This window comes from Pedobacter sp. (genome assembly GCF_035317785.1).
Lineage (GTDB): Bacteria > Bacteroidota > Bacteroidia > Sphingobacteriales > Sphingobacteriaceae > Pedobacter.
Genome location: NZ_DATHGC010000044.1, coordinates 15113 through 27145 on the forward strand (window position 1 = coordinate 15113; position 12033 = coordinate 27145).

Annotated in this window: 13 protein-coding genes; 1 reads left to right on the forward strand and 12 read right to left on the reverse strand. The window is 43.0% G+C overall.

Annotated elements, in window-relative coordinates; all coding sequences use genetic code 11:
• Positions 1-1338 carry a glycosyl hydrolase family 28-related protein gene (locus VK541_RS03075; RefSeq protein WP_324366812.1) on the forward strand — a complete coding sequence of 446 codons (1338 nt, stop codon included), beginning with the start codon at positions 1-3 and terminating at the stop codon, positions 1336-1338.
• Here VK541_RS03075 and VK541_RS03080 read toward each other — a convergent pair.
• From VK541_RS03080 to VK541_RS03135, 12 genes are all read right to left on the reverse strand, one after another.
• The gene (locus VK541_RS03080) at positions 1291-1836 is read right to left on the reverse strand and encodes an HAD-IIIA family hydrolase (protein WP_324366814.1); all 546 of its coding nucleotides are present in this window, start codon (positions 1834-1836) and stop codon (positions 1291-1293) included. The two genes, VK541_RS03075 and VK541_RS03080, sit on opposite strands and share 48 nt — an antisense overlap.
• A 1-nt stretch (position 1837) precedes the next feature.
• On the reverse strand, positions 1838-2548 hold the full coding sequence (locus VK541_RS03085; protein ID WP_324366816.1) for a sugar phosphate nucleotidyltransferase: 711 nt from the start codon (positions 2546-2548) through the stop codon (positions 1838-1840).
• A complete protein-coding gene (locus VK541_RS03090) occupies positions 2541-3167 on the reverse strand; it encodes a D-sedoheptulose 7-phosphate isomerase (protein ID WP_324366817.1) in 627 nt (208 codons plus the stop codon). The genes VK541_RS03085 and VK541_RS03090 overlap by 8 nt, the downstream gene beginning before the upstream one ends.
• Positions 3155-4180, reverse strand: a complete 1026-nt coding sequence (locus tag VK541_RS03095) for a hypothetical protein (protein WP_324366819.1) — start codon at positions 4178-4180, stop codon at positions 3155-3157. The genes VK541_RS03090 and VK541_RS03095 overlap by 13 nt, the downstream gene beginning before the upstream one ends.
• Positions 4181-4206: 26 nt before the next feature.
• A complete protein-coding gene (locus VK541_RS03100; protein WP_324366821.1) occupies positions 4207-4569 on the reverse strand; it encodes a cupin domain-containing protein in 363 nt (120 codons plus the stop codon).
• Positions 4566-5690: a glycosyltransferase gene (locus VK541_RS03105; protein WP_324366823.1), complete on the reverse strand. Its 1125-nt coding sequence runs from the start codon at positions 5688-5690 to the stop codon at positions 4566-4568. The genes VK541_RS03100 and VK541_RS03105 overlap by 4 nt, the downstream gene beginning before the upstream one ends.
• Positions 5687-6658, reverse strand: a complete 972-nt coding sequence (locus tag VK541_RS03110; protein ID WP_324366825.1) for an NAD-dependent epimerase/dehydratase family protein — start codon at positions 6656-6658, stop codon at positions 5687-5689. Before VK541_RS03110 ends, VK541_RS03105 begins: the two co-directional genes overlap by 4 nt.
• A 28-nt stretch (positions 6659-6686) precedes the next feature.
• On the reverse strand, positions 6687-7595 hold the full coding sequence (locus tag VK541_RS03115) for a glycosyltransferase family 2 protein (protein WP_324366827.1): 909 nt from the start codon (positions 7593-7595) through the stop codon (positions 6687-6689).
• A complete protein-coding gene (locus tag VK541_RS03120) occupies positions 7592-8827 on the reverse strand; it encodes a hypothetical protein (protein ID WP_324366829.1) in 1236 nt (411 codons plus the stop codon). The genes VK541_RS03115 and VK541_RS03120 overlap by 4 nt, the downstream gene beginning before the upstream one ends.
• Positions 8811-10073, reverse strand: coding sequence for a glycosyltransferase (locus VK541_RS03125; RefSeq protein ID WP_324366831.1), 1263 nt, complete (start codon positions 10071-10073; stop codon positions 8811-8813). Before VK541_RS03125 ends, VK541_RS03120 begins: the two co-directional genes overlap by 17 nt.
• 31 nt (positions 10074-10104) lie before the next feature.
• Positions 10105-11463 (reverse strand): MATE family efflux transporter, encoded by a 1359-nt coding sequence (locus VK541_RS03130; RefSeq protein ID WP_324366833.1) that lies wholly within the window; start codon positions 11461-11463, stop codon positions 10105-10107.
• Between the two features lie 9 nt (positions 11464-11472).
• On the reverse strand, positions 11473-12033 hold a 561-nt coding region (locus VK541_RS03135; protein ID WP_324366835.1), incomplete at its 5' end, for a CpsD/CapB family tyrosine-protein kinase.

A 12033-nucleotide genomic window follows, 5' to 3' on the forward strand; every position in this document is an offset into this window, starting at 1 on the left:
ATGAATAAATCTCCCTATTACAAATTATTCATTGTGTTTTTCTTGTTGAGTTGTGAGGCTAAAAAAAATTACCCTGATGTAATCGCCGACATTAATTCCAAAAGCGCAGTGGAAATCATAGACGCAACACGTCTGGGCATTCAAAAAGATGGCTTAACAGACAATTCAGCCCTTATACAGGCTGCTATAGGCAGTAACAGAAATTTATATTTTCCGAAAGGGAAGTACCTGGTCAGCAAATTCATTAACATCAGTGGGGTATCCAATTTAAAGATCTCGGGAGATCCTGAAACTGAATTCATCACCTCCCAAAATAAGATCTTTACGATTTCCGGCAACATCACCAATCTGGAAATATCGGGGATCAGGTTTAGCTCAGTTAAAAAAGATGCCATAAATGATCCTGAGGGACTGATCTTTATCGCCGCTTACGGTGCAAATGATCTCATGAACGGCATTAACATCAATAACTGTTCATTCAGCAACCCAAACACGCATGCCAATGGCATAAAGCTGGTCAGCGAAGGCATAAATTCTTCGGTAAAAAACATCAGCATTACCAATAACCGTTTCGAAAATATCGGCAGATTTGCCGTTGAATTTCAAAATCATGAGCGAAAAATCCTCTTTGCCAGGTTCAGGGATTATACCATTTCCGACAATTACTTCTCCAACGTCGGCACCATTCAAGCTTCGCCGGCACCAAGTTGCATATCTGTCAGCGGGTATTCGGTCAATGGTAAAATAAACAACAATGAGATCGTTGAAATGCGGATGAACACTGCGTCTGACGTTTATTATGGAATAGAAAATGCAGGCACCGTAGGTCTGGAAACCATTGGAAACAAAATGCGTGCGACTACCTATGGCTTTACAGGTATCCTCAGCTCCGGCCCTACTGCTGCTGAATCAGCTGTCTCCGGACAGCCAAAGATCAAAGACTGGACAATCAGGGACAACGTCATTGAACTAACGGGTCAATCGCACATAGACAAGGTCCGGGGAATAGAACTCACAGATGTCGAAAGCTATATTATTACCGGCAACACCATTACAACAAAAGGCTATGCCATGAGGCTGATCGCCTGCAAATCGGGAAAAATTAATAACAATACCTGTAAGGTGACTTCAGGTAATGTATTGTACTTTCAATCCGGATCTGCCAACAACGAGATCAGGCAAAATATCCTTGATGCCAGCAAGGGTCCGGATCATGGGGTAGTGATGTTCAACGGAGGCACGACCACTGGCAATTCCGCAAGCGCCAATACATTGATCAAAACCGGGGGACTACCTGGCAGCTATGTCAACTGGGATGGTGCCAGCAATAATTTTTAGAAAGACGTCTTGCAGGTCACTTGTAGATTCCACAGTTACATCAGCGTACCTGCTCCCTACATTACTGATATAAACTGATCTGATCCCCAGCGCTTTGGCGGGAATCAGATCAGTTTCAGAGTCGCCGATCATCCAGGAGTTCCTGAAATCTATGGTGTATTCTTCAGTAGCGGCCAGGAAAAGTCCCTGATTTGGTTTTCTGCAATTACACTCTTCTTCGGTCAGATGCGGACAAACAAAAAAACAGGATATCAAATTTCCCATTTCCGCGTTAATGTGCGCGTTGATCAATACCAGTTCTTTCTGCGTAATCAGTCCGCGACCGACACAACGCTGGTTTGTGACCACTATGATCTGTTTAAAGACAGGGCTAGCCCAAATTAAGAAATCATGCATACCGGGCAGCAGTTCAACATCTGTTACTTTCAATACATATCCGGCGTCAATTTTCCGGTTGAGCACGCCATCCCTGTCGAGAAATAATGTATCGAAGGCCATCTTAAATATTTTTTAACAGCGTTTGCGCCAGTTCATAATCTTCCGGTATCCCGATGTCTATAAATATACCCTTATATACCTTTCCATAGGCATTGAGGTATTCCAGGTCTTTCTGGAAAAAATCCTGTTCCACAGAAAACTTAGCTGGTTTGGCACGGGCGCTGATCAGTGACTTTTTCATGTAATAGATCCCGCCGCTGATCATGGCTTGCTTGTCCGATCCGGACACCTTTTCATCAAAAGACAGGATCTGGCCCGCAGCGGAAGCATTTACAGTGCCGTAGCGGCTTGAATTCTCTACTATTTTGAGGGCAAAGGCAAGATCAGCGGATCTCGAAGCTGCAAAATCTTCGAGATCCGCAAGGGGAACATCAAAATAGGTATCTCCGTTTATTACAAATGCAGCATCACCCTGCACTTGTCCGAAAGCCTGAAATATTGCACCCCCGGTTCCCAGAGGCTCGTCTTCTACACTATAACAAATCTCCATTCCATAGGTTTTAGCTGGATCCTGAAGAAATTCTTCGATCACCAAATGCTTATACCCGACTGCCAGGATTACCCGTTTAATACCGCCTTTAGCAAGCAGAAAAAGAATGTAATCCAGAAAAACACGGCCGTTTATGTCGACCATAGGCTTTGGGATATCTTTTACCACTTCCTGCAGCCTTGTCCCCAGCCCACCGGCCAGTACTATCGCTTCGCTAGTCATTCGCCTTGTTCTGAAATAATTCCTTTTCTACGATCTCACAGATGATATGACCCACTAAAATATGCGATTCCTGGATTCTGGGGGTATCATTAGAAGGGATATTGATCACCAGGTCAGCTTCTGTCTTCATCTTTCCGCCTTTGTCTCCCGTTAGCGCAATAGTAAGCATACCCTGCAATTTTGCCTGTCTAAATGCACGGATGATATTTTCTGAATTTCCTGAAGTTGAGATGCCGATCAAGATGTCACCATCTCTGCCTTTAGCTTTGATCAGACGGGCATATACCTCATCATAAGAATAGTCATTTGCCACCGCAGTCAGATAAGAAGTGTTGACGTGAAGTGCTTCAGCAAACAATGGCGGCCGGTCGAAATAAAACCTGCCGGAAAACTCTGCCGCGAGATGCTGCGCATCTGCAGCGCTGCCGCCATTTCCGCAAAACAGCACCTTGCCGTCGGCTTTAAAAGTTTCAATGATTTTGTTAGAAATCATTTCAATCATACTGATCAGGTCACCCCGTTGCATCAGGTCATTTTTAACAGAGATGCTTTCCTGTATCCTGGAAACAATGAAGTCCCCTAAGATTTCTTTTTCTTGTGTTAATGCTACGCTTTCCATGCTTGTACTCCTTTATCATAAAAATTAATTCGTTCTACTTGTCCTCCAAATTTGTTGAGTGTGTGCTGCAAGTGGTATAAAAAATTCGTTTTTACATAAAACATCATATACCCTCCACCACCTGCGCCGGAGATCTTCCCGCCTATGGCACCGTTATTCATTGCTGCTTCATAGATCTCATCCACTACCGGATTGCTGATCTCTTCAGCAGTTTCCTTTTTTGCTATCCAGCTTTCATTCAGCAGGTGCCCGATCTCACTTAATTTACCTCTAAGCAGGCATTCCTTCATGTCAAAGGCCAGGCTTTTCAGTGAATGCATGGCATCAATGGATTTGGAAGCTTTATCATTGACATTACTGACCTGGGCATCAATGATTTTTGAAGACAACCTTGAGGTGCCTGTATAATACTGCACCAGGGAATATTCCAGTTCATAAATGTAACTCTGCTTAATCCGTAAAGGGTTAACCAGCACACGGTCCGCATAAAATTCCATGAAATTAAAGCCTCCGAAGGTTGCGGCATACTGGTCCTGTTTGCCTCCCGAAAAACCAAGATCCTCACGTTCTATGGAATAAGCCAGGTTTGCGAGGTCATAATCGCCAAGTGCCAGCCCGAGCCATTCGGCAAAGGCCGCCACAATTGTTACTACCAGCGTCGAAGAAGAGCCCAGCCCCGATCCTACCGGCGCATCCACATAAGTTTCAAGCTGGTAGAACAAAGGCGTTTTGATTTCAAATTCCCTTCTTATGCGATTGTGGATCGCCTTGATCAGCATGAGTGTTTTATCGTTCAGATCAAATTCCTCTACATTATTGATCACATGGTGCTCATCAATATCATGACATTTGATCACGATCTGGGGGATGGATAAGGGTGCCAGCGTAGCGTATGCAAACTTGTTGATGGTCGCATTGAGGACCGCTCCGCCAAATTGATCACAATAGGGGCTTACATCGGTGCATCCTCCTGCCAGACCTAGTCTTAGCGGGGCACGGGAACGTATAATCATAGTTTATTTGATTAAGTGGCGAATTATTAGTTATTATTGGTCAATTCCAGGCACAGATAGAAAAAGCGCAGCGGCCCGCTCGTACATACGAGGCGGTGTTCTGCTCCGGCAGGAACATTTATTACCTGCCCGGCTCTTAGGGCGATGGCATCGTCGTCAATGTACATGTATCCGTGACCCTCCAAAAAAAAGTAACATTCGTCCATATCAAAGTGGTTATGAACAGGGATCACATCTCCGGGCATCAGCATACCTTCTGCAATTTGCTTTACGGTCATCGCTTCCTTAAAGCCAGCACTGATCACTTTTTTCAAACCTGAGGAATGTGATGTTCCGATCGCGTCAATGTTATTTATATTGAGGTTGATCAATCTTTCAGCTATTTTCATCGTCTTGTTGTTTTGAATATTCCTGAGGCAACCTCATCAAACATATACCCGTAGGCCTTGCTAAGCTTTTGCACGGAAAAATTTCTTTCAGTATGTGCTGCCATGCACTGTTTCAATTCGAGATAATTGTCATTTTTGCGTGTTATCGCTTCAGATAGTACCTGGTCAATATGTTCCGGATTTTCCAGATCGAACCTGTACCCTGTTTCACCTTCCGCAAAAAACTCTTTAAAGCCATCTGCATTACTTGCTATTACCGGTACGTTATAGTTATAGGCAATCATCAGGGGACCGCTTTGTGTGGTGTCCCGGTAAGGCAGCACCAGATAATCTGCATTAGCAAAATAGCCGGGAATGTCATTATTTTCAATAAAGCCGATGTGGGCATCTATCTTTTCCCGGTCTGCGATCAGCGGTTCATATACTTCTGCCCAGTCATTGCTCCTGCCAGCTATCGTCAGCTTAAAATTGTTGTATTTTGTACTTAGCCGGGTTACGGATTTTAGCAAAATATCCAGGCCTTTGTAATAGAGTATGTTTCCGAAGAACAGAAAATTGGTAAAACCCTCCTCCTTTTGCCCTGCCTTTAACGGACCGAAGCCAATCAGGGGTAGTGAGATCATGAAAACATTTTTGCCGCTATAATTCCCATTCAGTACATCGGCCTGGTGGCTGGAATAGGTTAAAAAATTGGTAAACTTTTTCAATAAAATGACCTTTGCCAATGTAGCCAGTTTACTGAATGCAGTATTGCTATGGTTTTCTACATCATGCATCGCAATGATTATCTTCTTTTTGTCTAGCATCAAAAGCAGAATGTTCAGGTACAACTGGTCAAAATTGGCCACAAACACCACGTCAGCCTCGCTTGATCTGATCATAGATACAATCTTATAGAAGTCATAGAAATTCCTCGGGTCCCTGAACCGGTACTTCAACTGGAATGGGCGGTAGTCTATATTATGGCTTTCACAGTAGGCAGAGATTTCTTCGTTGGTATAATTGGAATTCTTATTCGGAAATATCACACTGTAGGTAAGTTCATATTCTTTGGAAAAATGGTGCAGCAAACTGATCTGGTTATCTGCATATGCAGAGGACGATAAATAGAATACCTTCATGCTTCCTGATGTTTATGGTCAAAATCTATCAGCTGGTTGATGTAAGTCCTGATTTTCTCATCATTCTCTAAAGTATGCCTGCTTACAAAGTCCGGCAGGTCTTCGGCCCGGGTAAAGAATTGGAAATTATCTATCAGATCCGCCGGCATCGGGACGAGCTTAACCGACTCCCCGGTTTCCTGTTTGATGCCTCTTTCCACGCAGACATTTGCCACCATACCGGCCAGGGACTGATGAGAGATGGCATTACCTGAACCCAGATTATAAATGCCGTTTACAATACTTGTATCGTTCAGCACATCAAGGATTACTCTGGTTACATCATCTACCCATACATAGTCGCGCTGTATGTCCCTATCAAAGACATCAATAAACCCCTTTTCCCTGATGAACTGGTAAAACCGGTGAGGCAAACTTGCGTTCTTGCCTTTATGGAATTCCCCCATTCCAAAAATATTGAAGAACCTAAGCCCGATCACCCTATTTTTAAGGGCGTCTATATTGTTTAATACAAAATTGTCAAACATCCATTTGGACCACGAATAAACGTTATGCGGTTCTTCAAAATCAGTGTTTATAATGCAGTTGTTGGAATTGCCATATACTGCGGAACTGGAAGCATAAACCAACGGGATGTTATGTTCATTACAGTAGGAAAGGTAAAACCTGGAATGGTCGTAATTGGAATGCAGCATTATTTCTGCATCCCTGATCATTACATCTGCATTGGCACCCATATGCAGTATGGCAGAAACCTCATACTTGTTCAGCTCCTGTTCTATGTAAGCGAGGCCTTTATTGTAAGATATAAAATCTATAAAGGCGCAGCCTTTAATATTAGAGAATTTCTTCTCATCATAATTATCAATAATAATGATCTTGTTTACCCCCTGCCGGTTCAGCTGTTTCACCAGGTTTGCACCTACAAAACCAGAGCCGCCGGTTACTACTATTATTTGATCAGACATTGCTATAGTGTTAAATAAATTTTAGACATCAGACATATTGGTTAACTACCCTCCAGCATATCCGCCGCATGTTGTAGAACAGGTTGCTGCAAAAGAATACCGTAAACTGAAGTGGATTCCTTGTGGCCTGTAAGGAATAGTAATACACGAACTTCAGGTTATTGGATGACCTGAAATCAGTCAGCGCTTTAAAGGCTTCCTTGAGAGATATCTTCTTTTTAGAATCCAGTCCGAAGGCATGTTCGGGAAACTCATACACCATTGCATCGTAAGAAACCAGCAGTTTAAATCCTGCTTTTTTTGCCCTCAGTGGAATATCCATATCACCTCTGTGTTTAAACTGGTCCTGGTTAAAAAGACCAATCTTTTGAAATACCCCGACAGGAATATAGATGCCCCTGCCATAAAGGTCAAAGGAAGGTGTTACATATCCTTTAGGGAACCTGTATTTACTCAGACCGAGGTTCAACATCTCCTCCCTTGCAAACCAGGAATGCAATTTTCTCCCGCCATAGGTAATCTTGTCCTTATTGTCCATGGTTGATGTGGCGCAGCCAATAAGGCTATTTGGGTTTGCGTTTGCTGCATCTATCAGATTCAGCAACCAGTCCTCATCCACAATGACGTCGTCATTTTGCAGTATGATAGCCTCGAGTCCGGTTACCTGTTTAATACAATGATCAATACCAAAGTTCACCGCTCCGGTCCACCACAGGTCACCCCCGCTTCTTAGCACGGTTACCTTTGGATAGCTGGCTTCTATCCAATCCGGACTGCCATCTGTAGAGCCATCGTCCACAATCACGATACTTACTTCATACTTCCTCTCCCCGGCCGCAGCATGATAAAAATCAACAGACTTACTGATGTGCTTCAGGCCGATTTTGGTAACTTCAAGCCGGTTATAAATTGGGATTACTATAGCGATATGCTTCATAAGATTCGTGTTGATTTGTAACTCGTAAAATATTTTTTGATCTGGACATCTTTCATATTGCGGATTTTGTAAGAATAGCAGATGCTCACGGAAACCCATACCAATATGTAATTCATACTGAATGAAGTAATCGTGGAAGGATGAGCATAACACATCCACAATAAGATCCAGGTAGCCGCAGCTTTTGATAACAGGTTTTTGGATTTGAAAAATCCTTTGTAAACAGCCGGCAATAACGTCAGCAGTAAGAGGCCTAAACTGATAAACCCCCCTTTTAATATGATATTCAGGTATCCGGTCTCTACTACTGTCCGGTAATCAGCATCCGGAGCATCTATGCCCGGACAAAAGTATTCTCCGTTAATGCCTTTTCCTATCCACCAGTCTGTTTGGGTCATATCCTGGTCAAAACAGATTTCTACCGTACTCCTTGTATCTTCATCTATACGCCCCATCAGTGAATCAAAGATGCCCCCGGTATTTGCGAAGAACAGGACAAAACCGGTCACAGTCAATATGAAAATAGCAAGCAGTGAATAAAGAATATAGGCGGGCCGGGTCCTGTTCACATACATTGACATCAGGTAGAAGGCCATGAGCAGGCTACCCGACATGAACATCAGTCCCCGCCTTGCCCTTAGTATGGCCAGTACGAAGGTTACTGCAATCACACCAAGAGCAAATAGTTTCTTCGTATTGGTATGGTAGGTATAGCTCAGCAGCAGAAAACCACAGGGGATCGCGAGGTTTTTACATATCGCTTCCAGGATCTCCCTGCTTTCCACACTTTCCACATCGCCGTCCATCAAATATTTCAGCAAGGCAGCATCAAAGATGACAAATGTGACTGCCATGATCAAAATGGCATCAAATGCCTTTCTGTAAAAAATCAGCTTATCAGGGAAAAGCACTATCAATGGTGTCAGATAGAGAAATATTCCCACGCTCGGATCAAACAGCATCAGCTTTAAAAAGTCATATTGCATTCCGAAGCCCCTGCATATTATAGCAACCATCCAGATCATGTAAAGTAAAAGCGTAATCTTCAGGTAATTGCTCTCCAGTCGAAATTCGAAGAGCATAACAGCAGCGGGGATAAGCACTCCTAAACCCATGAGCTGAAACGCCTGGACGATGATAAAATTTACCCCGGGTACCACGGTCGCTGTGTAACCCAGTGTATAGGAAATAAAGCCGGCAAAAAACAGATTAATCCTATATTGCACCGGCATATTCATAGTTTAGATTTTCAAGCGATTTCATATAGCTGAATAATTCCAGGTGCTTGTTAACAGACAAATCAGTCGCAAATTGTGGCAGCATCCTGCCCTTGGTTTTCTGGGTAATACAAAATCTTATGCCCTCTGCCAGGTCATCCGCATCCTTGTAATTGGCCAGATAACCATTTATTTTATGATCTATCAGATCAGGTATCCCGCCTACGTTAAATCCGACCACTGGTGTTCCGCAGCAAAGTGCTTCCAGTATCACCAATCCAAAAGTCTCGGCCAATGAAGGGGCAACAAAGACATCAGTCGCATTATAGATCACATTCATAGAATATTCATCCTTCATGTATCCCATAAACCTGGTTTTAAAAGGAATCATGTCGTCCATTTCTTTATTATAGCCCGTACCAAATACTACAACTGTTACTTTATCTATATCAAGCCCCTTGTCTCCAGCCAGGTTATTAAGGGCCTGAACAAGGTATTCAGATCCTTTATAGGGACTGTTCAGAATTACTGCCCCGAAGGAGATCACGGTTTGGTCTTCATCAATATTTAAGATCCTCTTAGCTATGTTCTTTTCAAATGGCTTGTATATGGTTGTATCCACAATATTGGGAATATGAAAAACAGGTTTATTCCTGGTGAGTAAAGAATCCCTCGCACAGTCGGAAAGCCATTCGCTGGGAGAGACAAAGAAAAAATTATCATATTTTGAGAACAGTTTCATTTTCTTTCTGAACTCAACAGCCGACAGGTCATTTTCATCATTACCCCCGAAAATTGGACAAGCCCCGCATCCACTCCTATATTTTTTGCAGTCAAAACTGTAGTGACATCCCCCGGTTATCGTCCACATATCATGCATAAATACCACAACAGGTTTATTCAGTTTTGCCAGATCTTCTATTCCTTTAAGGTTTAAAAACCCATGCAGGACCCAGTGCAGGTAGATCACATCTGCTTCCTGTACCGCCTTATATTTGGATACATCGGTACCTAAAATGGGATACGAGAATAAACCCAGTGATTTGTCAGACTTTCTTTTTACAAAGCCCTGTAGTTTCTCGTCAAGCCTAGCTACCAGCTTCTGGTTTCGGCCTAAATGTTCTACCCTTTCGTCGCCCGTCACCTCACATTTAAGGGAAAGCAGCCTGGCGTCTATGCCATTTTTCAAAAATGCATCATGAAGTCTTAAGGCCTGTTTGCCTGCCGAACTCGATTCATATTGTAACTGGACTATTTTCACAGATCTATTGATTTTAATTTCTACTTGCTGATCACTTTAACCAGATCCCTTTTTTGTTCTTGCTGATGATCATATAATATTGCAGGGGTGCCAAAATGTAGCCGTTAAAACTTGCGACTACCGCGGCGATAAATAAGGCATATACCCCCATATGATACATATTGATCAGGACCATAGCCACTGCGACATAGATAAAAGGACTTACGATGCAAGCCCAAAACTGTATCCTCAATGCACTGATGCCATTGAGAAAAGTCACATATTTTCCGCAGAAAATAGAAAGGTTGAAAAACAGAAATCCCCACAACGAAAGCATGAATTCTATATTCACCTTGCCCTTGCCCAACCATAGTTCATAAACAGGACTAGAAAATATCAGCATGAGTACCCCTACACCGATCAGCAATAAATTCAATTGATTGTATCGTTTCATTCCGTTTTTGATCCATTGGATATCTTTCTTGAGATAAGCTTCCGTTGAACCTGACCAGAAAGGAACCAGGAATATGGTAACAACCATATTCAGCATGCCAAAATATTTATAGACAATGTTGTAGGAGGTCACATCGGCCAGTTTAAAGTTTCTGGCAATGATCACATTTGCCGACTCATATTGGATAATACCCGCTACCTGGATCACAAAAAATATCAGGCCCAAATTGAACAGCCCTTTAGCAAAACGGAAATTTATCTTTGAAAAACTAGGCTTAAACCTTTTATATTTTCCGTTAAACAACACGAAGTTGGCAACAATGAGCACCAGGATCGGCGACGCGCATAAGGCCAGCCCCAGGTTAATCAGGGAGCCCCTGGTAACCCGCATCAGGATGAAGATAAGGACAAGGCACATCAATTGTCCCAATGCGTCAATCAGTGCGGATCTGGCCGACTGCTGATCTGCGACTAATACTGAGGACAGAATCCTGAGAATGAACTGCAGGCAAAAATAAGTAAATACGATTATAGCGAGTATAGAAACTTCCGCACTCATTTCTTTGGGAAGGTTTAGCATCGCAGACCAATCCAGATATTGATTGGTCACCATAAACACCAGCCACACACCTGAAAATACGATACCCAATATGGCATACGTGGTACTCACGTAAACCTGTGCGGTATCATCTTCTCCTTTTGCCTTAGCTTCTGCGAATTTGTTTTTCAAGCCATTGGTAAGTCCCACGTCAAAAAAGCTAAACCATGCTACAATAGAACTCAGTGTAAGCCAGATCCCATACCTGCTTGGATTTACATAATCAATGGTAAGCGGCACCAGTGCAAGACTCACAGCAATGCTTCCGCCTTTTATTAACAACGACGCCAGAATATTTTTCTTGGCATTGATGCTGCGCGCATGACCAGTAACCAGAAAGTTCTTGATAGTCAGATACATCTGGTATGGTTAAAATCTTTTGAAAAAATCCTTCACTCCTGTTTCCACGGCTTCTCTCTTGTTGGCAAACCTGCTGCCGTAGTATCCGTAGGCGTAAGTGCTGCCCAATTTGGAACCGTCTACACCGTTAAATACGATGTTCAGGTTCTTCAGTCTTTTTTCTGAATGAATCTGTTTCACATAATCCAACTGTGACCGATTGGTAAACCCTTGTCTGACGACATACAGGTTGATGTCACTATATTCTGAAAGGATCATCGCATCAGCCACCAGTTGTATCGGCGGCGTATCGATGAGAATCTCATCAAAGTTGATAGTAAGCCAGTCCATCAGTTCGGTCATGGATGGTTGCTGCAGCAGCTCTGTTGGATATTCCGGTAAGCTTCCGGCAACGGCGACAAAGAGATTTGCATGTATTGGAGTAGGACTAATGATGTCTTCTATGAACACCTCCCTCGTCAGAAAATCACTAAGTCCTTTTCCAGGTTTGATATTCAGGTTTTTAGCTATCATCGGATTTCTCAAATCGAATTCCAAAATGATTGTTTTTCTGCCCGAGGCCGCCAGTGA